Origin of the sequence: Pontibacter coccineus (assembly GCF_030546575.1) — a bacterium.
Lineage (GTDB): Bacteria > Bacteroidota > Bacteroidia > Cytophagales > Hymenobacteraceae > Pontibacter > Pontibacter coccineus.
This window is the reverse complement of record NZ_JAUOTN010000004.1, coordinates 111990-134605: the sequence shown is the minus strand read 5'-3', so window position 1 is coordinate 134605 and position 22616 is coordinate 111990. Positions and strand designations below refer to the sequence as shown.

General features: G+C 52.0%; 20 protein-coding genes. 12 read left to right on the top strand and 8 right to left on the bottom strand.

The window, feature by feature from the left end; translation table 11 throughout:
* Positions 1-51 precede the first annotated feature (51 nt).
* Positions 52-1299 carry an ABC transporter permease gene (locus Q4E40_RS10565; protein ID WP_303412049.1) on the bottom strand — a complete coding sequence of 416 codons (1248 nt, stop codon included), beginning with the start codon at positions 1297-1299 and terminating at the stop codon, positions 52-54.
* A 182-nt stretch (positions 1300-1481) separates the two neighbouring features.
* Between Q4E40_RS10565 and queA the strand changes: the two genes are divergently transcribed.
* The 3 genes from queA to Q4E40_RS10550 all read left to right on the top strand — a co-directional run bounded on the left by queA (position 1482) and on the right by Q4E40_RS10550 (position 3981).
* A complete protein-coding gene (queA, locus tag Q4E40_RS10560; RefSeq protein WP_303412047.1) occupies positions 1482-2528 on the top strand; it encodes a tRNA preQ1(34) S-adenosylmethionine ribosyltransferase-isomerase QueA in 1047 nt (348 codons plus the stop codon).
* 96 nt (positions 2529-2624) lie between these two features.
* Complete coding sequence (locus Q4E40_RS10555) at positions 2625-3257, top strand: CatB-related O-acetyltransferase (RefSeq protein WP_303412046.1); 633 nt, start codon at positions 2625-2627, stop codon at positions 3255-3257.
* A gap of 31 nt (positions 3258-3288) precedes the next feature.
* Positions 3289-3981, top strand: coding sequence for a 2-C-methyl-D-erythritol 4-phosphate cytidylyltransferase (locus tag Q4E40_RS10550; protein WP_303412045.1), 693 nt, complete (start codon positions 3289-3291; stop codon positions 3979-3981).
* On the opposite strand, the gene Q4E40_RS10545 is transcribed toward Q4E40_RS10550, so the two are convergent.
* The 3 genes from Q4E40_RS10545 to Q4E40_RS10535 all read right to left on the bottom strand — a co-directional run bounded on the left by Q4E40_RS10545 (position 3978) and on the right by Q4E40_RS10535 (position 6591).
* Positions 3978-4706 (bottom strand): ABC transporter ATP-binding protein, encoded by a 729-nt coding sequence (locus tag Q4E40_RS10545; protein WP_303412044.1) that lies wholly within the window; start codon positions 4704-4706, stop codon positions 3978-3980. The two genes, Q4E40_RS10550 and Q4E40_RS10545, sit on opposite strands and share 4 nt — an antisense overlap.
* A 72-nt stretch (positions 4707-4778) precedes the next feature.
* A complete protein-coding gene (locus tag Q4E40_RS10540) occupies positions 4779-5000 on the bottom strand; it encodes a DUF2795 domain-containing protein (protein ID WP_007652164.1) in 222 nt (73 codons plus the stop codon).
* A gap of 277 nt (positions 5001-5277) precedes the next feature.
* A complete protein-coding gene (locus Q4E40_RS10535; protein ID WP_303412038.1) occupies positions 5278-6591 on the bottom strand; it encodes a DUF349 domain-containing protein in 1314 nt (437 codons plus the stop codon).
* A gap of 367 nt (positions 6592-6958) precedes the next feature.
* Between Q4E40_RS10535 and ettA the strand changes: the two genes are divergently transcribed.
* A complete protein-coding gene (gene ettA, locus Q4E40_RS10530; protein WP_303412036.1) occupies positions 6959-8629 on the top strand; it encodes an energy-dependent translational throttle protein EttA in 1671 nt (556 codons plus the stop codon).
* A 1005-nt stretch (positions 8630-9634) separates the two neighbouring features.
* Here the strand turns inward: ettA and Q4E40_RS10525 are convergent.
* Both Q4E40_RS10525 and Q4E40_RS10520 read right to left on the bottom strand, forming a co-directional pair.
* Positions 9635-11203 carry a serine hydrolase gene (locus tag Q4E40_RS10525; protein ID WP_303412034.1) on the bottom strand — a complete coding sequence of 523 codons (1569 nt, stop codon included), beginning with the start codon at positions 11201-11203 and terminating at the stop codon, positions 9635-9637.
* A gap of 121 nt (positions 11204-11324) precedes the next feature.
* Positions 11325-12338 (bottom strand): zinc dependent phospholipase C family protein, encoded by a 1014-nt coding sequence (locus tag Q4E40_RS10520; RefSeq protein WP_425475174.1) that lies wholly within the window; start codon positions 12336-12338, stop codon positions 11325-11327.
* A 142-nt stretch (positions 12339-12480) separates the two neighbouring features.
* Between Q4E40_RS10520 and Q4E40_RS10515 the strand changes: the two genes are divergently transcribed.
* The 4 genes from Q4E40_RS10515 to Q4E40_RS10500 all read left to right on the top strand — a co-directional run bounded on the left by Q4E40_RS10515 (position 12481) and on the right by Q4E40_RS10500 (position 16208).
* Positions 12481-13515, top strand: a complete 1035-nt coding sequence (locus Q4E40_RS10515) for a patatin-like phospholipase family protein (RefSeq protein ID WP_303412032.1) — start codon at positions 12481-12483, stop codon at positions 13513-13515.
* A 28-nt stretch (positions 13516-13543) separates the two neighbouring features.
* The gene (locus tag Q4E40_RS10510; protein WP_303412031.1) at positions 13544-13966 is read left to right on the top strand and encodes a DUF1810 domain-containing protein; all 423 of its coding nucleotides are present in this window, start codon (positions 13544-13546) and stop codon (positions 13964-13966) included.
* A 161-nt stretch (positions 13967-14127) separates the two neighbouring features.
* A complete protein-coding gene (gene lepB, locus Q4E40_RS10505) occupies positions 14128-15210 on the top strand; it encodes a signal peptidase I (RefSeq protein ID WP_303412030.1) in 1083 nt (360 codons plus the stop codon).
* 119 nt (positions 15211-15329) lie between these two features.
* On the top strand, positions 15330-16208 hold the full coding sequence (locus Q4E40_RS10500) for a hypothetical protein (protein WP_303412028.1): 879 nt from the start codon (positions 15330-15332) through the stop codon (positions 16206-16208).
* 81 nt (positions 16209-16289) lie between these two features.
* Here Q4E40_RS10500 and def read toward each other — a convergent pair whose 3' ends face one another.
* Together def and ruvX are read right to left on the bottom strand one after the other, a co-directional pair.
* Entirely contained in the window at positions 16290-16850 is a 561-nt protein-coding gene (gene def, locus Q4E40_RS10495) for a peptide deformylase (protein ID WP_303412027.1), read from the bottom strand.
* Positions 16847-17263: a Holliday junction resolvase RuvX gene (ruvX, locus tag Q4E40_RS10490; protein ID WP_303412025.1), complete on the bottom strand. Its 417-nt coding sequence runs from the start codon at positions 17261-17263 to the stop codon at positions 16847-16849. The genes def and ruvX overlap by 4 nt, the downstream gene beginning before the upstream one ends.
* Before the next feature lie 1253 nt (positions 17264-18516).
* Between ruvX and Q4E40_RS10485 the strand changes: the two genes are divergently transcribed.
* The 4 genes from Q4E40_RS10485 to Q4E40_RS10470 all read left to right on the top strand — a co-directional run bounded on the left by Q4E40_RS10485 (position 18517) and on the right by Q4E40_RS10470 (position 22545).
* The gene (locus tag Q4E40_RS10485) at positions 18517-20202 is read left to right on the top strand and encodes a S41 family peptidase (RefSeq protein ID WP_303412023.1); all 1686 of its coding nucleotides are present in this window, start codon (positions 18517-18519) and stop codon (positions 20200-20202) included.
* 76 nt (positions 20203-20278) lie between these two features.
* The gene (locus Q4E40_RS10480; RefSeq protein WP_303412021.1) at positions 20279-21478 is read left to right on the top strand and encodes a homogentisate 1,2-dioxygenase; all 1200 of its coding nucleotides are present in this window, start codon (positions 20279-20281) and stop codon (positions 21476-21478) included.
* A 141-nt stretch (positions 21479-21619) separates the two neighbouring features.
* Positions 21620-22147, top strand: a complete 528-nt coding sequence (locus Q4E40_RS10475) for a hypothetical protein (RefSeq protein WP_303412019.1) — start codon at positions 21620-21622, stop codon at positions 22145-22147.
* 17 nt (positions 22148-22164) lie between these two features.
* The gene (locus Q4E40_RS10470) at positions 22165-22545 is read left to right on the top strand and encodes a co-chaperone GroES (protein ID WP_188500598.1); all 381 of its coding nucleotides are present in this window, start codon (positions 22165-22167) and stop codon (positions 22543-22545) included.
* Positions 22546-22616: the final 71 nt, after the last annotated feature.

The following is a 22616-nucleotide window of genomic DNA, read 5'->3' as shown; positions in this document are numbered from 1 at the left end:
TTTGTGTCTGCAGCATGGAGGCTAAACTTTGCAGCCACGGTTGTGTTTTTTCTACTTGGAGCGAATCGCAATCACCGGGTCCAGGTTTGAGGCGAGCACCGCCGGAATGATACCCGACAGCATACCTATCACCGCCGATACGCCAAGGCCCAGAATTATGTTGCCTGCCGAGAGCGATATCTTCATCATGTCCTGCGGAATGAGCGTGAGCAGGAATACCAGCAGGATGCCGATGCCACCGCCGATGACGCTCAAAAACACGGACTCGAACAAGAACTGGAACAGGATAAAATAGTTTTTGGCGCCCAGTGATTTTTGTATACCGATGATGTTGGTTCTCTCTTTAACAGACACGAACATGATGTTGGCAATGCCGAAGCCGCCCACCAGAATCGCGAAACCGCCGATCACCCAGCCGGCCAGGCCGATGACCTGGAACAGGCCGGTGATGGCCTGGGTGGCCATTTCGGGCCGGTTGATGGCGAAGCTGTCCTCGTCGCGTGGTTTCAGGCCCCGGATGTTGCGCATCATGCCGCGCACCTCATACTCCAGTTCCAGCAGCCCCACGTCATCGTCGCGGCCCTTTACGGCTATGGTCGAGCCAATGCCGTTGGGGCCGGTCGCGTACATCTTGCTGAACGTGCCGTAAGGTATAATGCCCATCTGGTCGAAGTTAGGCATGCCAAACATGCTTTCGCCCTGTTTTTCCATCACGCCGATGACCGTGAACTTATGTCCGCTCACTCTTAGCTCCTGCCCGATGGCAGATTGGCCCGGGTAGAGCGTGCTGGCCACTTCGTCGCCTACGATCATCACGTTCCGGGCGGCGTCTACCTCCTGCGGCACGAAGTAGCGGCCCTCGGCCACCGGAATTTCCGTTACTTTGTTATAGTCGTAGGTAACGCCCATCAGGCCGGCATCCTTGAAACTGTTGTTGCGGTACTTGAACAGGCTACGTCCTTTGTTGGCAAAAATAGCCACGCCGGCATCGTTGGTCAGGTTGCGGTCCAGCAAGCGGTATTCGTGGGTGTTGGGCTGCGGGCGCTTGAAGTACTTCCACCAGGGGTATTCTCCGCCAAAGCTCCAGGGCCACTTCTCTACATACAGCACCTTGTCACCAATGAAACTCATGCTGTCACGCACGTTGCGCTCAAGCGAGTCGACCAGCGTGAAAACCGAGATAATGGCGAAAATGCCTATCGTGACGCCCAGCAGGGAGAGGATCGTTCGGAGCAGGTTAGCGCGTAGCGCCTGCCATGCAAAGCGGAAACTTTCAGCTATTAGGCGGATGTAGATCATAGATTGGCGTATAGCAAAGTAATTTTCTTAAAAGTAAGAATATTTCGGGCAAACTAAGTAAATTTGCGGTTTGATTTTTTAATTGTATCATGGGTAAGCCATCCTGAAATTTCAGGAAAAGAGCACATTACCTGATACAGGCCGTTCTAAGTCAGCACGATTTATACCGTATTATAAAAAGTATGAAGTTATCAGAATTTAAGTTTGAGCTACCTGAGAACCTGCTAGCAGCGCATCCTTCCGCCAACCGCGATGAGTCGCGCATGATGGTGTTGCACCGCGACACGGGCAAAATTGAGCATCGCATTTTTAAAGACATCCTCGAGTACTTTGACGAGGGCGATGTGATGGTAGTAAATGATACCAAAGTATTCCCGGCCCGCCTGTATGGCAACAAAGAGAAAACCGGTGCCAAGATCGAAGTGTTTCTGCTTCGTGAGCTCAACAAGGACATCCACCTGTGGGACGTGCTGGTAGATCCGGCCCGAAAGATCCGGGTGGGCAACAAACTATACTTCGGCGACAGCGACCTGGTAGCAGAGGTGATTGACAACACGACTTCCCGCGGCCGCACGATCAAGTTTTTGTTCGATGGTCCGGACGAGGAATTTTACAAGACCATCAACGAACTGGGCGAGACGCCGCTTCCAAAGTACATCAAGCGTGAAGCTGAGCCGGAAGACAAAGAGCGTTACCAGACCGTATATGCCAAAAACGTAGGTGCCGTAGCCGCGCCAACGGCCGGTCTGCACTTCACGAAAGAAGTACTTAAGCGCCTCGAAATCAAAGGAGTGGATGTGACGCCGCTTACACTGCACGTGGGCCTGGGCACTTTCCGCCCAGTGGATGTAGAAGACCTCACCAAGCACAAGATGGACTCTGAGAACTTCATGGTGCCAGCCGAGACAGCCGAAATGGTGAACAAAGCGCTGGATAACAAGAAGCGCGTGTGTGCCATCGGTACGACGACCATGCGTGCGCTGGAGTCGTCGGTATCGGCGAGCAGCCGCCTGAAGCCAAACGAGGGCTGGACGGACCGCTTCATCTTCCCTCCGTACGACTTCAAGATCGCCAATGCACTGGTGACCAACTTCCACATGCCGGAGAGCACGCTGCTGATGATGACGGCTGCTTTTGGTGGCTATGAACTGGTGATGAAAGCCTACGAAGAGGCCGTGAAAGAGAAGTACCGTTTCTTCAGCTACGGCGACGTGATGCTGATCCTCTAGTGGCAGGTATAAATATTTAGCAAAGCCCCGGCTCTCCAAAGTCGGGGCTTTTTGTTTTATTTGCAGCTTCATGTATTGTGCTACCAGCCTGAATGTATGAACGGTCCAGATCCAGAAAATACTTTTCCGCTTGCCCATCACCACAACCTGGTTTTCCTGAAGAACATCATCCGGAACCCCAACATTGTGGTAGGCGACTATACCTATTACCATGACATGGATGATCCGCACAACTTCGAGAAGAATGTGCTGTACCATTTCGATTTCATAGGCGATAAGCTTTGCATTGGGAAGTTCTGTGCCATCGCCTCTGGCGTGAAATTCATTATGAACGGGGGTAATCACGAAACCAGTCCTGTCTCTACCTACCCTTTCGCTATTTTCGCAAACGGCTGGGAGCAAGCGGATGCCGGAACAGACAAGTATCCCTACAAAGGAGACACGGTGGTAGGGAACGACGTCTGGATTGGTTATGAAGCGGTGATCATGCCCGGCGTAAGAATTGGGAATGGCGCCATCGTGGCGACCAAGGCCGTGGTCACCAGAGATGTGCCGGACTACGCTATTGTGGCCGGGAACCCGGCGCAGGTGGTGAAGATGCGGTTCACAGAAAGCGAAATCACACAATTGCTCCAAATCGCTTGGTGGGACTGGAGCATAGAAAAAATCACCCGAAACTTACCTTACATCACCGCGGCCGATGTGGCCCGCCTGGCCGATTGTGAGTAACAAAGACCGCATTAATAGAAAAAGCCAGCATATGGAGGAATCTTTGCAACAATACGCCATTATCGTTGCCGGAGGCACGGGCAGCCGCATGCAGCACAGCCTGCCCAAGCAGTTCATCGAGCTTGCCGGCAAGCCTGTCCTGATGCACACGATCGAGCGGTTCTATACCTACAACCCCGCCATTCGCATCGTGGTGGTGCTACCCGAGGACCAGTTGCAGGTATGGCGAAACCTTTGCAAGCAGCATAAGTTTCCGGTGTTCCACATGGCAGTGCCGGGCGGAAAGACCCGCTTCGGGTCGGTGAAGAACGGGCTGGCCACGGTGCAGGGCGAGGCACTGGTGGCGGTGCATGATGGTGTGCGCCCGTTTGTGAGCACAGGCATCATCAAGGCGGCCTTTGCGCAGGCGGCAGAATCGGGCGCTGCCGTGGTGGCTGTGTCGCCGAAGGACTCTATCCGGGAGCTAACCGAAAGTGGGAGCCAGGCCGTACCGCGCACCAGGTATAAGCTGGTGCAGACGCCCCAGTGCTTTAGGGCCGATTTGTTGCGGGCGGCTTACGAGCAGCCTGAGCAGGAACACTTCACGGACGATGCTTCGGTGGTAGAGCAGCTGGGCGCAGGTATAGCGCTGGTGGAAGGCAGCTACAGTAACATCAAGATCACTACGCCGGAAGACCTGCTGCTGGCCGAAGTGCTGGTGAAGCAGTTTGAGTCGCTGCCTTAGCGGACAATGCGTTGCGCTTCCAGGTATACCTGGTTCTGCTGCACCGTTTCGGGGGAAAGCGGCTCGAGTGTAGGGTCGGGTTTGGAGAGGTTGAGGAGGAAGCCCTGCATCGGCTGCAGGTTGTAGAGGTCATGTGTTATGCAGAATACCGTTTTGCCTTTTTGCTGCACCCAATGCTGCAAAAGTCGGAATACCTGCTTCTTATAGTACACATCCAGCTGTTGCGTAGGCTCGTCGAGCAATACGACATCGGCGTCCTGGAGCATCAGTTGCGCCAGCCATACCATTTGCTGTTCACCTCCTGAAAGCGTTGTAAAGTCCTGCTCCTGCAGATGCGTCAGCTCCAGCTGCGCCAGCGTGTCTCGGGCCTGGGCGTAATCTTGTGCGGTGTAGTTCTCAAAAAAGCCCTTCTTTCGGAAAAGGCCCATCACAACCAGGTCAAGCACGCTGATCGAGAAAGAGACAATGTTCTTCTGGGGGAGATAGGAGAGGAGGCCGGAGGCTGCGGCGTCTTTGGTGTGGCGCAAATCCTGGCCATGCAGCAGGAGTTGCCCCTGGTAGGGTATTTTCTGCTGGAAAGCCCGGAAAAGGGTTGTTTTGCCCGCTCCGTTATGGCCCACAATAGCCACAAATGCCTGTGCAGGCACAGAAAAAGAAAGGTTGCGGATCAGAGTTCGATGCTCATAACCCGCAACCAGATTTTTTACTTCAACGATGCTTTTCAATGAATAATGAATAGTGAATAATGAATAATATAAAGTCAATTACTCATTATTCATTATCTAATTAGTCATTAATTAGTACTCGTCTTCGTTGAACATGAAGTCTTCCTTGGTAGGATAGTCAGGCCAGATCTCCTCGATGTTCTCGTAAGGCTGTCCGTCGTCTTCAAGTGCCTGCAGGTTTTCTACAACCTCCATAGGGGCGCCTGAGCGGATAGAATAATCGATCAGCTCGTCCTTAGTGGCTGGCCAGGGTGCGTCCTCCAGGTATGATGCTAATTCCAGTGTCCAATACATAGTATGTGTCTCCTTAAATAATGGCGTTTGAAAAATAAGTTCGCAAAAGTATGAATTAATTCACAAACTAAAATTTTTTTGAAATATTTATTGCTTTTTGTGATTGTTTTTACCAAAACAACGCATATGTACAGTAAATGTTCATTTTAAGTCAAATTTTTTAGGACTCCATTTTTTACTGCAATGTACCTTGGTTAGGCTGTATGTAAATATAGAAAGCGTCTGCCGCATTCGCAACAGACGCCTTCCCAAAAGATATAGTTAAATCTTTATCTTCCTATTTATTGATCGTGCTCAGCTGTTCCTGGAACATTTCGATCAGGGCCTGCTTGGTCGTGATCTTGCGGTTGAAATTACGGATCTTGCCTAACAGCATGTTGCGGAACGAGTCGTTGCTTGGGGCCTCGCTCAGTTTGCCCAGGTTTGTTTCGAGCACCTCCAGCTCCTGGCGGTCAGACTTGATGAAGTCGCGCAGAGCGTTGATGCGGGCGTTAAGCCCTTCCTCGTGGCCATAGGTTTCGTTGGCGTTCTGCTGGCGCTTGCGGATGTAGTGCTCCAGGCTGCTCATCTCGAACACGCGGTCACAGGCCTTGATAAAGCGCTCCCAGATCGCATCCGAAACATCAGGCCGTACGGGGCCTACCTTTTTCCACTCGGCCTGCAATTCCTTGGCGCGCCTCACGGCGTCGTTCAGGCTGTTGTGCTGGAGTAGTTCCTCTGCCTGGCCTACCAGTTCCTGCTTGCGTTCCAGGTTGGTTTCGTAGTATTTCTCTTTCGAGTCGGTCTTCTCGTTCGTGATCTTTACTTTGAGGCGCTCAAAGAAGTGGTTGTGCGCTTTTCTGAACTCGGTCCATAACTTGTTGGTCGTGGCGCGCGGCAACGATCCTCCGATCTGCTTCCATTGTGTCTGCAGGTCTTTCAGTTTGGCAGTTGTGGCTTCCCACTCCTCAGAGTTTTGCAGCGCCACCGACTTGGCGATCAGGTCTCTGTACCTGTCGTAAGTGCGGTTCTGCATCGTTTTCTTGTCGTTGAAGAAGGACTTTTTACGCTCAAAGAAAGACTCCAGCACTGTTTTAAAGCGCTCCTCAATCTCCTCGGTCAGATCTTTCTCCACCGGCCCGGTCTTGATCCAGGTGGCACGGAGATCCTTCATCTTGTCAGAGGTCTCTTTCCACTCTACGCTGTCCTGCAGTGCCTCCGCCTCATGTATAAGCCCGATCTTGATGCTAAGGTTCTTCTCGCGGTTCTGCTTGATGGTCTCATTTATATCCTCCTCCGCTTTGCTCAGCGTATGGTAAATGGACTCAAAGTCACCCAGCGCATCATAGTTACCTACCTGGTCTTTCATGTGCAGCACCTTCATCAGGAAAGAGCCTTTGTTCTCGGAAGTTGCAATGCGCTCGAGCAGGGCGTTCACCTTATCGCTAAACATGTGAAAGCGCTTGGCAAAATAAACCAGCGAGTCTTCCTCTGATTCTTTCACCTCGCCTACCTTTCTGTCGGGATAGGTCATAAAAGCTTTCAGCCATACTTGCTGGTCTTGAATAAAGCCATACTTTTTGGCTTCTTCCAATAGGTCGTTGTTTTCCATTTAAGGATCGGGTTAGAATCGGAACATAAAAGGGCAAAGGGTCCAAAATTTTAGACTAACCTTAGCATACGCAAGTCAGGTGGTAGCGTTGACAGTCTGCAGATTAGCCGCAGAAGTCTTCGTGTAATAACCTGACCTGGTGCCACGATAAGTCTGTGCGGACTTCTCCCATACAGTTTTTCTACAAGTTTAGTGATTTCAAAGCACTTTTGTGAACCATAAACACATGAATTTTTACGATATTTGTATTTGTCGGCATAAAAAATGGCTAAACTGTGCGCTTTTGTCGGGCAGGGTGCTGTAAATGCCGTTTCTAATGAAATTAAAACTGCTGTCTGCGGACAGTACTAAACTGATATACAGTAAAATGAGCAACGAAACCATTATTTTCTCCATGGCTGGGGTCAGCAAGATCTACCCCCCACAGAAGCAAGTACTTAAAAATATTTACCTCTCCTTTTTCTATGGCGCCAAAATAGGCGTGCTGGGCCTCAACGGCTCTGGTAAGTCGAGCCTGCTCAAGATCATCGCCGGTGTGGACAAGGAGATCCGTGGCGAAGTAGTGTGGTCGCCGGGTTACTCGGTGGGCTACCTGGAGCAGGAGCCACAACTGGACCCGACCAAGACGGTGCGCGAAGTGGTAGAAGAAGGCGTGAGCGAAGTGGTTGCCCTGTTGAAGGAGTTCGACGAGATCAACATGAAGTTCGCCGAGGAAATGACGGACGATGAGATGAACAAGCTCATCGAGCGCCAAGGCATCGTGCAGGAAAAACTGGACCACCACAACGCCTGGGAACTGGACAACCGCCTGGAGCGCGCCATGGACGCCCTGCGCACACCGCCGGAAGAGGCCCTGATCGGCAACCTGTCGGGTGGTGAGAAGCGCCGCGTGGCCCTGTGCCGCCTGCTGCTGCAGGAGCCGGACGTGCTGTTGCTGGACGAACCGACCAACCACCTTGACGCGGAATCCGTGGACTGGCTGGAGCAGCACCTGCAGCACTACAAAGGCACTGTGATTGCCGTAACCCACGACCGCTACTTCCTCGACAATGTGGCCGGCTGGATCCTGGAACTGGACCGCGGCGAAGGTATACCTTGGAAAGGCAACTACAGCAGCTGGCTGGAGCAGAAGGCTGCCCGCCTGGCAAAAGAGGAGAAGACGGAGAGCAAGCGCCAGAAAACCCTGCAGCGTGAGTTGGAGTGGGTGCGCATGGCCCCGAAAGCCCGTCATGCCAAGTCGAAGGCCCGTATCAGCCAGTACGATAAACTGGCCAGCGAAGAAGCCTCTAAGAAAGAGGAAAAACTAGAGCTCTTTATACCGGACGGCCCGCGTTTGGGTGCGCAGGTGATTGAGGCGCATAACATCAGCAAAGCCTACGGTGATAAGCTGTTGTTCGAGAACCTGAGCTTCGCCTTGCCGCAGGGTGGCATTGTGGGCATCATCGGTCCAAACGGTGCCGGTAAGACGACGCTATTTAAGCTGATCACAGGCCAGGAAAAACCGGATGCAGGTGAGTTCACGGTGGGTTCTACCGTGCAGATCTCCTACGTGGACCAGGAGCACGCCAATCTGGACCCGAACAAATCGGTGTTTGAGGTGATCTCGGGAGGTACAGAACACATGATGATGGCCGGCCGCCAGGTGAACTCCCGCGCTTATGTGAGCAAGTTCAACTTCTCGGGTGGCGATCAGGAGAAGAAAGTAGACAAACTGTCGGGTGGTGAGCGTAACCGTGTGCACCTGGCCATGACGCTGAAAGAAGGCGGTAACCTGTTGCTCCTTGACGAACCGACCAACGACCTGGACGTAAACGCCATCCGCTCGCTGGAAGACGCACTGGAGAACTTTGCCGGGTGCGCCGTGATCATCTCGCACGACCGCTGGTTCCTGGACCGTATCTGTACCCACATCCTGGCCTTTGAGGGCGACTCGCAGGTATACTGGTTTGAAGGTAACTACACAGACTACGAAGAGAATAAGAAGAAGCGTTTGGGCGATACAGAGCCGAAGCGTATACGCTATAAGAAACTGGTATAGTCGCACCGCCGTGTGCTGATAACCAGGATTTTAGTCCTGCAGAATCCCCTGTTGACCTCACGGTTGGCAGGGGATTCTGCTTTTTTAGGAGACTAATTGGGTAGCGATGTGTGTCAATTTAGAAATATTTCTAAAATATTTTTAATATAAACATGATTGTATTATTTACATAAGTAATTGCTTATACGTATGCAATTGGTTATTAACGAATTGTATTATGGGAGGGTAGGGAGTGACTCAGGTGGTGTGGGTATTGTTATAATAAACAGAAATTATATTCAATTACTTGCATATGATAATAATTTAATATTCATTTGCAATGTCTTCCAGAAAAAATATGAATATGTTTTACTGGAAGTGAATTTTTTTATGTTTAAAATAATTAAGTCTAACCTAAACCTTAAAACGTTCTATTGTCATGAAAAAATTTACTCTTAATGAATCTTTAGCTAATGTAATTGTTGCTGTGTATTTTGTACTAGGTGGTGTAATCAGTAGCGTACTAGTAACAGTAGTGTAATTTAGCTTACAAACATATTTCTCACGAAGGGCGATGCTTTAGAGCATCGCCCTTCGTGTTTATAACACTAATTGACACCCGGATGAAAACATCCTGCAAGTGGCTGGTGACGTTACCCTATAAAGAGTATACAGTGTGCGTATAAATGCCTGGAAGCTAGAAACGTATCAATATCTCTATATTCATATATATAAAATAATATAATTTTTGTAAATAGTACAACATTTGTACACATACCTCGTAAATAGAATCAACGGCGGCCAAAGGTAATTTAAAGATCTACTCATTTTTAAAAGGTTGTCACTCATGAAAAAACTCTACTACGACGATGATGCGCTTGCTTACATTGTAATCGCTGGTTATTTTGCTGTTGCCAGCATTATTTCAGTGGTTGTAGCATACTAAGCTAGTTCGGATCACAAAACAACCGGGCCATACCTTGCAGAAGGTATGGCCCGATTTGCGTATAGGAATCCTGTTATTTCTTACTTCACCTTCCTGAACTCGAGTTCGCTGAAATGGAAATCCGGGTTATTTGAGTCCAGTCGCATCTCAGCGATTTTGCCGTCCGGCCCTACGATGAAGCGCACTTTGGTAGGCGTGAGCAGGGCAAAGTTGTTTTTCCACTCCAGGTCAAAGATATCGTGCTGCCAGTGCGTGAGTTTGCCGCCCAGGGCTGGGGCCGGAACCAGATCCAACACCAGTTGCTTGTTTTTTACCGTGATGGTAGCGTCGCCGTAAAGTGGGCTGTTGTAAGTGCCGGCATAAGCCTCCAGGTCCATGTTCGGCTTGCTCTTGCGCGTCTTTTCTTTAGGGGCTTTGGCAGTAGCTTCCTCTTGCGCCATGCGGGCTTTGGCCGTGTTGTCGAGCGAAAATTGGCTCCAGTCGCGACCGTTCTGCACTCCGAAGAACTGGTCCAGGGTATAGTTGGCCAGCGGCGACATAATGCCGCTCATGCTGTTGGTTAAAATCACGATGCCGAGGTTCTCCTCGGGCACCAGTACGGTGCGGCTGTTCATGCCTTCGTGACCGCCGCCGTGTGCTATTATTTTGCGACCTTCGTAGTCGTTCAACATCCAGCCCAGGCCAGCGGCCGAGAAGTGCGTGGAAGGCACGTTGGCTTCGGCTTGCTTGGATATAGGCAGGGCGTTGTGCGCAGTCCACATCATGCGGCTGGCATCTTCACTGAAAATCTTCTGGCCCTTGTACGTGCCGCGGTTGAGCTGCAGGCGCATCCACTGGGCCTGCTGGTTCACGCTCGTGAATATACCTGCCGCCGGGTTCCAGTTGTCCCAGGCTGTGAATTTGGTCGGGTAGGGTTTGTTCTTCTCATCGTTTCCGTGCGGAGAGGCAACGTTATCCTTGCCAGACAGCTCGTTCACGGAGGTATAGGAGCGGTTCATGCCCAGCGGCGTGAAGAAGCGTTGCTTGATAAAATCCTCCCACTTCTGGCCTGACACGGCCTCTATCACCTCGCCGGCGGCGATGAACATGATGTTGGAGTAACCATACCCGTCCCGGAAGCTGTAGGCAGGCTGCAGATGACGGGCGCGCTCCAGAATCTCGCGGCGGCTGTAGGTGGTGTTGTACCAGAGCAAGTCTCCGCTGAAGGTGCGGAATCCGGCCCGGTGACTGAGCAGGTCTTCGATGTTGAGCTCCTGGGTTACATAAGGGTCATAGAGCTGCAGCCAGGGTAGGTGCTTGGTTACCTTGTCGTTCCAGTTGAGCTTGCCTTCGTCCACGAGGATGCCGAGCGCGGCGGCGGTATAGGCCTTGGAATTGGAGGCGATGCCGAACACGGTGTTGGCGTCTACCTGCCCGCCTGCCTTGAGGTCGCGCACGCCATAGCCTTTGGCGAAAATCACGGAGTCGTTCCGTACGATGGCGATGGCCATGCCGGGCACATCCCAGTCTTTGAGGGCTTTTTGGTAATAGGCGTCGAGCTTTTGCAGTGTAGCAGCCGTGTTTTGCTGCGCCGAGGTCTGCAGGCTAACGATGGTTGCTAACGTAAAGAACAGCGCAAAGCGCTTTAAGAAGGTATAGGTATAGCTCATGGGTGAGTGAGTAGGTTGCAGAGGCAAGTTAGGTAATTTTACATCCTTTGCATAACACCACATGCTCGTTGTTGTATAGACGCCAGTAAAGATTCTGAGCTTTTGCGGGAAGCAGTAGGAGCTACTCTTTTCGCCCTGAAATGCATGTGTTTCGGTATAGGTGGGTTTCGCCTTCCTCGCGTGGCAGGTGCGGTCCTTGCTCGTATTCCTTCAACTCCATGCGCAGGCGTTCCTGTTCTTCTGCCGAGAGAGCAGTGGCTAATCCGCGCAGGTCAGGCTGACCGGCATCTACCCAGGCCGTGAACCAGTAGCTGGCCACGTGGTGAATGGCCAGACGCATCTGCCGCTCCACCTGCCCGTTCAGCCGGCGGTGGTAGGCTTCGGAAAACTCTCTGGAGTATACCCGGGTGGTCAGGTTGCCGCGCACTTCGTAGCTGTATTTCTTTTCTTCGTCAAACGCCAGCGTCAGTTCCCGTTCAAAACCCAGCACAGAGTCGAGGGCCAGGTGGGCGCTGGCGACAATGTCCCATGCCTTGAGCTGCGGTTGCTCTATGTACTGCGCCTGCCCCACAAAAAAGTCGTAGTTGTCGGAGAGCAGCTCCGGCAGGCGACTTTCCCAGAAGGCGTGGATGCCGCGCTGCCCCGTCAGTTGTCCGTTGTAGTTGCGGGTAGTGTGCAGCGGCACGCTGGCATCGGCTATGTAGTGGCCCATGTCGGCGGAGAGGCGTAGGATCTGGTCGAGGTTGCGGTCTTTGAAAGCCAGCGTAAGCTGAAACTTCATGCGGTTGATGTGCCAGGGCACAATGCCATGCGCCATGAGCGTATCCTCGCCATATCGCTCCACGGCCTGCTGCCAGAAGCGGGGCATTTTGTAGAGGGCGCTGTCGCCGTACACGTCCAGGTCGATGTAGTGACGCGGTGCTTCGCCGGCCACTGCATAGCGGCGGCGGTCCGGGTTCACGGCGTTTTCGGTGATGTAGCGGATGTGCTTTTTGTAGAAACCCACCATTTCGGGCGGTAGGGTGTAGACGGCCAGCCGGTTGATGCGCTGGTGCGCGAAAAAGCCCCAGCCATGCCCGGTGAGCGGGAGCAAGAACATAAAGAGGAGCAGTACAGCGATTTGTCGGAAAGCCATACCTGCGGTGTACGAAGAATTAGGGAATTTGTATATTGTATAGCAATCGGTTGGACAGTTCTCTGTTCGTGCCTGGCAGGCAGAAGCGACGGACCTTGCCGTTTGCCAGATCCTGCACCGTCATGAATTTACCCATCTGCTTATGAAGAATTATGTTAGGCTCGCCATTCTCTTCTGCCTGCTCGCTCCGCAGGTATACGGCCAGGATTGTGAGATCAGGAACCTGGCTTTTGAAGGGGCAGGTATACGGGGCATTGCCTATGCCGGCGTTATCAGTGAACTGGAGCGGCATGGCAAACTGCAGGGCATAGAGAAGGTCGGCGGCACATCGGCCGGGGCCATTACGGCCATGATGGTATCATTGGGCTATTCCGCCGAAGAGATTGCGGACATCATCTCGTCCACGCAGTTCAGGAAATTCAATGATGGCCGCTTTATGTTCATCGGCGGCTTTGTGCGCATGCACAAGCTGTATGGCTGGTATCGGGGTGACAAATTCACGGATTGGACCGCCAAGCTGATCGAAGAAAAAACGGGCAATCCGGACATCACCTTTCAGGAGCTGAACGCCCTGGGGTATAAAGACCTGTACATCACCGTAACCAGCTTGAACAGGCAGCGGCTGCTCGTTCTCTCCAGGGAGACTTACCCGAACATGAAAGTGAAAGACGCGGTCAGAATATCGATTTCCATACCGCTCTATTTCAAGGCCGTCTTTATAGACAGTGATGGGAGGGTGTACAAAAAGCCGGATGCAGGCCAGCACCTGGATGTGGTGGTGGATGGCGGCATCATCGGCAATTTCCCGATCACGATGTTCGATACTGTAGTAGCGGACTCAGCCGGGAGAAAGCAACGTATACCTAACCACAGCACCGTGGGTGTGAGGATAGACTCGGATTCGCAGATTGAGAACGACGCATTGACAAAAGAGCTGGTGCCCATCGAAATACGGGGTCTGAATGATTATATGGCTGCGCTCTATACCTTGGTCATCGAGAACCTAAACCGGAATGAGTTGACCGAGGCTGACTGGGCCAGGACGGTTTCTGTTTCATCGGTCGGTATAAGCCCGCGCATCAGGAAAATGTCAAAGGAGGAGAAAAACAGCCTGATCCAAAGTGGCAGGGAGTATACTGCCAACTACCTGCTGCGTACATGCAGTATCCACAACTGAAGTGGTCAGTAACGCTATACCTCTTGATATGAAAACACCCGATCACCTGAACCGATTCCTGGACGCGCAGGCCAGCAGTTACGAGCAGGCGCTTTCCGAAATAAAAAGCGGCCGCAAGCGCAGCCACTGGATGTGGTTCATTTTTCCGCAGCTGCAGGGCCTGGGCTACAGTGAAACCGCCCGTTTCTATGCCATCAAAGATTTGGAAGAAGCCCAGCTATACCTGCAGCACCCCGTACTGGGGCCGCGCCTGGTGGAGATCTCTAAAGCCATGTTGGCATTGGAAGAGAAAACAGCTAACCAGATTTTAGGAAACCCCGACGACTTGAAACTGCGCTCCAGCATGACCTTGTTTGCTGCTGTGCCTGGCGCTGACTCTATCTTCAAAGCCGTGCTGGATAAATATTATAAAGGCGAGGCTGATGAGAAGACGCTGCAGCTATTGAAGTAATTCACATCTTTCTTACGTCATCAGGTAAGAGGCATAATAACAGGCAGTGGTTCGGGAGTATTCTTATCCCGTAGGTATAGCCTGATAATTTTCATTGCAGCAGGTATAATATGCTGACCTGTAATACAGTTAAAGTATAGTAAACCTACTATACTTAGAAAATGCAGCTACAATTCTGGAAGAAGAAACCGGCCGGTAGGCCAGCCAACAAAAGTGCCTTGCGCGAGTGGGGTAACGCGTTGATGTTTGCCGTAGTCGTATCCACGTTCTTTCGCTGGGCAACGTTTGAGGCCTACGCTATACCTACCTCTTCCATGGAGAAATCGATGCTGGTGGGCGATCGCCTGTTTGTGAGCAAGCTGCATTACGGCCCCCGTACCCCGATCACACCGCTGCAAGTACCGCTCACGCACCAAACCATCTGGGGCACAAATCTTCCAGCCTATTCTGATGCGTTGCAACTGGAGTCGACGCGCCTTCCAGGCTTTTCCGACATCAGGCGCAACGACCCGGTCGTGTTTAACTTTCCGGATGAAGCTGCGCACCCGGTGGACCAGCGGACGCACTACGTGAAGCGCTGTGTAGGTATAGCCGGCGACACGCTCGAGATCCGCGACAGGCAGCTATACCTGAACGGCCAGCCGCTCGACAACCCGGAGAAGATGCAGTACGCCTACTTCGTAGCAAGTGATAAGGTGCTGCAGCCGAAGTTCTTCCAGGAGCGCGCTATAACCGACGTATACCCTGTGCCGGGCGGCTACATGCTGCACACCACGCCTGCCGTTGCGGAAGAACTCGCCTCGCTCGATTTTATCCGGCAGGTAGAATTACAGCAGATGCAGGCCGGCGAGGTGGAACCGGATATCTTTGGCAGTTCTGGCTGGAACCGTGACAACTACGGCCCGCTTTATATACCGAAACAAGGCGCCACAGTAGCCATCACACCCGAAACGCTGCCACTTTACGAGAAGATCATCCTGGACTACGAGCAAAACGAAAAGGCTGAAGTGCGTGACGGCAGGCTATACCTGAACGGGCAGGAAGCGAAAAGCTATACCTTCCGACAGAACTACTACTTCATGATGGGCGATAACCGTCACAACTCCCTCGACTCCCGCTACTGGGGTTTCGTGCCGGAAGACCATATTGTAGGCAAACCTCTATTCACCTGGTTTTCGGTGGATGACAAAGCGGAGTTGTTCGAAAAAGTGCGCTGGAACAGGCTGTTCAGCTGGATAGAGTAAGGTGTTGGGGTTAATACATAGGATATAGTGAATATGGTATGGATATTGCTTGCTAGCATCTTGTCTTTCAGGAATATATATTTATACCAATGTTTACTAACCCCCTTATCCAAACGCCTATGAAATCTAATATACTATTCGTCCTGGGCTTATACCTGAGCATTTTTTTAACCAGTTGCAACGATGATGATTCTGTAAATCCCGCTGATTTGCAGGTAACCGTGCGTAGCTCCAGCCAGACGCTTGTGGAAGGGGGCGAGGCTGTAGAAGTGACTGTTGAGATAGACAGAACTTACAAAGAGCTTAAATACCTATACCTGGAAGGGGCTGCAATGTTTATGGACAGGGAGATCCGTCATGATGACGGATGGCTTACTGCAGAGGTGGATGGCAAGCAACGAAATTTGACGCGCTTACCCATACCTGCTGGGGAAAGAAAAAGAACTATACGCCTGCGGGTAGACAAGGATGAAGTGTACCAGGGCAATAGCACGTTCGAAATAAAAGTCTACAGCTATGAGAAGGGGGTAGTACTACCCAAAACTAGCCTATCCATTGATTACCAAGATATAACGCCGAAGCCAGTTTTCGGTTTATTTAAGAAAAATGAAAGAGATGTAACACGAACAGTTAATATAGCGCATCTTGACAATCAGGGCCGATTCTATCTCACTGTAATGGCAGACAGAGCCTTCACACAGCCTCAGAAAATCTCACTTTCATTTTCTGGTACAGCAGAGGATGGAGTGCATTACCAGAAAGAAGCGCAACTGGAGCTTGACCCAAGGCATTTTGATCAGCCCTTTAAAGGCAATAGCTACCAGGTTTTACAAATTAACAAAACAGGTAGCTTCAACCCTGAGAAAACCATAAACATCAAACTAACTGCAGCTGAAGACGGGGCAATTGCAAACGGAGAGGAGTACATATGGCCGAATCCATACGGAGGAGAACCTTTCAACATGGTAAACACCTATACATTAACCGTAACAGAATAGTGTGAAAGTGTAGTTAAACCATAAAAAAAGCGCCTGCCTCATCTCTGGGGCAGGCGCTCTTGTTTTATAGTAAGGTATAGCCTATCGCTTCACCGGGAACTTCATGCGGTAATCCGCGTCCACTTCACCTTTTGATATTTTCGTCAGTTTGTTCTTGATCAGGCGCTTCTTTAGTCCGGTCAGATGATCCGTGAACAGGATGCCCTCAATGTGGTCGTATTCGTGCTGGATCACGCGGGCTGTCATGCCATCGTAGGTGTCGGTGTGCTCGTTCCAGTCCTGATCGAAGTAGCGGATCACGATGCGCTCGGGGCGGTAGACCACTTCGCGCACACCCGGAATGCTCAGGCAGCCCTCCTCAAAGCCCCATTCTTCGCCATCCTCCTCAATAATTTCCGGGTTGATGAACGCCTTCTTCACGCCTTTGCCCTCGTCGCCCTCATCCATCATGGGCTCCGAGTCAATCACGAACAGACGGATGCTCTTGCTGATCTGCGGGGCAGCCAAGCCCACACCGTGTGCATGGTACATGGTGGTATACATGTCTTCGATCAGCTCGTTCAGACCTTCGTAGTCTTTGGGGATGTCCTGCGCCGGCTCCTTCAGCACCGGGTCGCCATAGGCGGTAATTGGGTAAATCATATTGCTCTGCTTTCTAAATACGACTGTAAAATAATGGCGGCGCTCACGCGGTCCACGGTGCCTTTGTCCTGGCGGTCCTTTTTCTTAAGTCCACCGGCCAGCATTGCTTTCTGAGCCATGCTGGAGGTAAAGCGCTCGTCCACGGTATGCACCGGTATACCCGGAAACTCCTTTTGCAGCTTACGCACAAAACCGATAACGTGTGGCGTTGCGTCGGTTGCCTCGCCGGTCAGGCGACGGGGCATGCCTACTACCATAGCCTCTACGGGCTCGCGCTGGGTATAGGCTTTCAGGTAGGTAATCACATCTTTGGCGTGTATGGTCTCAAGTGGCGAAGCAATGATCTGGAGCGTGTCGGTCGCTGCCAGCCCCACCCGCTTGTTGCCATAATCTATACCTAAAATTCTCGCCATTCTACCTGATTAGTTGCCGCTGTTACTCACTAACAGGAGGCTTACACTTAAAAATACAAAGTTAAGGGATTTAATCGGGATTTGTAGTGATTTGGCGGGATCAGGATTTACGGACTGCTAATGCCGGAGAGGGTAAAGACCGCACAGCGCCTGGGGGCCGCAGAGGTATAGCTTGTCTGAATCTTTATATAGGGCCCCTACCCCAAGGATTTACAGGATTCAGGGATTTACAGGATTTTCACACAAGATTTTAACTGCCTCTCCAGGAAGGGGAATTTCGGCCGTTGCCATTTTACAGGTATAGGCGCTTTGTAGGAAATTTACCCCATCCCAGCCTTCCCCTAAGAACAGGGGAAGGAGTTGTGCACGATTGTCATTCCCCTGCCCCCTTCTTTGTCGAGGGCCCCTACTCCCAAGGGGGACTTTTGGCTTATGCTTTCCATTCTGTCATCCTGAAAGGATCTTGGTTGAAGGGAGGTTAATCGGTTGCTATAAAACACCCCACCCCTCTCTTTTTAGAGGGCTCCTACCCCACAGGGGAATTTCTGCCGCTGCTTAATTGTCAGGCAGAGCCTTGTAGTTATAGCCGTTCCTGTGCTGTACCGGGTCCAACCACACCTAACCCCTCAGAGCTATGCTCGCTACTTTCGAACTCTCGTTCTCAGTAGTCCAAGGCGGGGAATCTGTAACTGCCAATCCAGAGGTATAAGTCTTGTAAAAGAGACCACACAGACCACTGGCAGGTATAGCAAGACTGACTTGCCCCGGAACCGATGAAATAGATCACTCTAGCCAGGTGCACCTTTATGGCGCTCCACTGTTCGAGCGGTCAGCGAGTGGGGGTAGGGGCCCTCGATTTGGAGCGTCTTGATTTTTTTGCTTACTGGGGGTAGGGGCCCTCTTTCTTTTCATCAAGGAAAAAAGTGAGTGCCCGCCGCACAGGCGAAGCCACAAAGCAATACAGGTTGCTATACCTAAAAATGCCATAGCTATACCACATACTACACCCGCCGGAAGGCGTAGCTATGCTAGCAAAGACAACCCCGCTGGCAAAGCAAATCACCGCTACAGCATTATTTTATACTAAAATGGAATAAAACCCGACCAAAGCTTTGTTGAAAGAATAACAAGCTATAGCGTATGCAGGTATACTTACAAAGAAGCCTTGCATAGAGAAGCGTGAATATTTATCTCCGTAAAGCTGCACAAAAGCGCCCGCTTAGCTTTATATTTAACCGTTTTTAGAGATTGAGATGAGCGAAGAAACCAAACATAACCCGCAGGAGGAGCCGGAAACAAACGGACAGGGCGAACCCCGCAACACACCCTTTCAGGTGCGGCTGCCCCTGTACATTGCCCTGGCCCTGGTGGTGGGGGTGCTGATCGGCGCCAATACTTTTTCCCCTTCCGACACCAACCCGCAAAGCACGGCCAAGGCTTATCTGAAGTTTCGGGACGTGCTCAGCTACATCGACCGCGACTACGTGGACACCGTGGATACCGAGAAACTCACCGACCACGCCATCACCAAGATGCTCGAGAAACTCGATCCACATACCTCTTACATTCCGGCCGCCGACCTGGCCATGGCCCGCTCATACCTCGAAGGCGACTTTGAGGGAATCGGTGTGGAGTTCAACATTTTCAAGGATACGATTTATGTGATCACGCCCCTGAGCGGCGGTCCGTCGGAGGCCGCAGGAATACAGGCCGGCGATAAGATCATCACAGTAGATGGCGAGAATATAGCCGGTACCGGCATCACGAACGAAGGCGTTTTCAAGCGGCTACGCGGACCAAAAGGCACCGACGTGAAGATCCAGGTGCTTCGCAAAGGCAATAAGAAGCCGTTCGACTTTACGATTACCCGCAACAAAATACCTACCGTGTCGGTGGATGTGAGCTACATGGTGAGCAACAACACGGGCTACATCAAGGTAAGCCGCTTCGCCTCCAATACCTTCGACGAGTTTAAAGTGGCGCTTTCGGCCTTGAAGAAAAAGGGTATGCAACAGCTGATTCTGGACCTACGCGGCAACCCCGGCGGCTACATGGACCACGCCACCCGCATGGCCGACGAGTTCATAGCCGGCGACAAGATGATCGTATACACCGATGGCAAAGGCTCCCGCTACGACTCCAAGTCGTTTGCGCGCACCAAAGGCGACTTTGAAAATAACCCGGTCATTGTGCTGTTGGACGAGGGCAGTGCCTCCGCTTCCGAGATTGTAGCTGGTGCCCTGCAGGACAACGACCGCGCCCTGATCGTGGGTCGCCGCTCGTTCGGCAAAGGGCTGGTGCAAATGCCTATACCTTTAAATGACGGCTCGGAGTTGCGCCTGACTATTTCGCGCTACTACACGCCTAGCGGTCGCTCTATCCAGAAGCCGTACGTGGCCGGCACCGAAGATTACCAGAAAGACATGCTGAACCGTTTCGAGAACGGCGAGTACTTCCACCCGGACAGTAGCCTGTTTGTGGATTCGCTCAAGTATAAGACGGGCAAAGGCCGCGTAGTGTATGGCGGCGGCGGTATCATGCCCGATGTGTTTGTGGCGCGTGACACGACTGAGATCTCCGACTTCCTGGGCCAACTGTATAGCAAGAACGTGATACGTGAGTATGCGCTGGCTTACTACAACGACAACCGCAAAGACCTGGAGAAGATGCAGATGGACAAATTCATCAAATCCTTCAACGTGTCGGACAAGATGATGAAAGACCTGCTCAAGATGGCATCTCAGTCGGAGGTGACGTATGACGAGGCGCAGTACAAGCGCTCGGATGCTTTGCTGCGCAACAACGTAAAGGCTTTTATCGGCCGCAGCGTGTACGGCAATCCGGGTTTCTTCCCGATCCTGCACGAAAAGGACGAGGAGTTTCAGGAAGCGCTCCGCCAGTTCGGAAAGGCGCAGCGTCTGGCCAAGGGAGGCGTATAACAGACCAAAATTTATACCTGTAAAAGAAAAGAGCGCCCGGTGGGGTAGCTTTTAAAACCATAACCAAAGAAAAGGAATGGCTTACTATCACAAATTGGGCTCTTTCCCGCAAAAGCGACACACGCAGTTCAGGCAGGAAGACGGCAGTCTGTACGCCGAGCAGCTGGTGGGCACGCTGGGCTTCAGTGGCCTGTCGTCGTTGCTCTACCACAAGAATCCGCCAACGCGCATCACCCGCATCGGGGAGCCTATACCTTACGCGCCTAAAATTGCCGAAGGTATAAAGCTGGCCCCGCATCACCTCAAAACACTCGACCAGACCATCACCGGCACCGACTACCTGAGCGCCCGCAAAACCATGATGCTCAACAACGATGTGGCCATCAGCATTTGCAACCCGTCGGAACTGAAGATGGACTACTACTATAAAAACGGCCATGCCGATGAGGTGGTGTTTGTGCATGAGGGCAGCGGCGTGCTGCTGTCGCAGATGGGCAAGCTGGAGTTCCGCGAAGGCGATTACATTGTCATTCCGCGCACGATCATCCACCAGTTCCACTTCAACGACGGACCGGTGCGCTTGCTGATCACCGAGTCGTTCAGCCCGATCGAAACGCCGCGCCGCTACCGCAACCACTTTGGGCAGCTGCTGGAGCATTCGCCGTTCTGTGAGCGCGACATCCGGGCCCCGCACGAGCTGATAGAGTACACCGAGGGCGGCGAGCATTTGGTGCAGATCAAGAAAGACGGCATGCTGCACCAGTACTACTACGACTTCAGCCCGTTTGACGTGGTGGGTTGGGACGGCTACTTCTACCCATACGCGCTGTCCATTTACGATTTCGAGCCTATTACCGGCCGCATCCACCAGCCACCTCCCGTGCACCAGACCTTTGAGGCGCATAACTTCGTGATTTGCTCGTTTGTGCCGCGTTTGTTCGACTATCACCCACAGGCTATACCTGCGCCCTACAACCACTCTAACGTAGACTCCGATGAGGTGCTCTACTACGTGGCCGGCGACTTCATGTCACGCAAGGGCGTGGACAGGGCCTCGTTTACGGTGCACCCGGGCGGTATACCGCATGGCCCGCACCCGGGCACAGTGGAGGCGAGCATCGGCAAGAAAGAAACGCACGAGTACGCCGTGATGATCGACACCTTCAAGCCGCTATACCTGACCGAGGAGGCGGTGGGCCTGATGGACAAAAGCTACCCGATGAGCTGGCTTGAGCATGGCCCGGACACCACCCGTGCCGCCGACATGTTTGACTAGTATTTCTTTACTCTCGATCATTTTACTTAATTTTGTACGCTGTGCAGGCATACAGGAAGGGCAGCCCGCAAGGCTGCTCTCCTTTTATAGACTTGCAGTGTATTATTTAATTAACAGAGAGCACTTTAAATTTTACCCTTTATGAAGAAAATGCTGCTGGCGGTACTTGTGCTGCTCACGTTTATAGGAACATCCTGCGACAAGGTAGACGATCTGCTCACCTTTTACATCGATCAGGAAGAGACCATCCGCATCGAGTCAAACTTTCCGATAGGCGCGATAACACCGCTGTCGCCTATACCTGTCAAGACGAACTCGACGGAGACGTTTAAGAACAACAAGACCCGCGCTGAGCTGGTAAAGGACGTGAGCCTGAATAAACTGACGCTTACGATCTCGGATCCGGCCGACGAAAACTTCGACTTTTTGCGCAGCATCGAGATCTACCTGAGCAACGACAAAGGAGAGGAGACGAAGATCGCCTACCTGAACGAGGTGCCCAAGGGCGTCAAAGCCATCGAGCTGAAATCGACCAACGCCAAGCTCGATAAGTACATTAAAGGAGAAACCTATACTGTAAAGACAAGTGCTGCCATTGCCAAACCCATCACACGCGACATAGCCATCAAGGCGGCCATGCGCTTTAAAGTGACCGCAGACCCCATTTAATCATGCAGACTATATCCATGAGAATTTCAGAAGGCAACAAACTGGAGAAGATCATCATTGTAGGCGACCGTGTGCTGATCAAACCGAAAAGCTCGCGGGAGCAGACCAAGAGCGGGCTGTACCTGCCGCCGGGCGTGCAGGAGAAAGAAAAAGTGCAGGAAGGCTACGTGATGAAAGTCGGCCCCGGTTATCCGATGCCCGCCGACTATGGCTTTGAGGACGAGGTGCTTGGCGACGAGGAGCAGGAACAGGTGCGTTACCTGCCGCTTCAGATAAAAGAGGGCGATCTGGCCATCTACCTGCAGCGCGATGCTATCGAGATCAACTACCTCGGCGAGAAGTACTTTATCGTACCGCAGTCGGCTGTGCTCATGCTGGTGCGCGAAGAGGACTTATAAGTCCTGATCCAGCCTTTGTGAAAGCGCCATACCTGACCCCCAGGTATGGCGCTTTTGTTTTGCATCCCTTG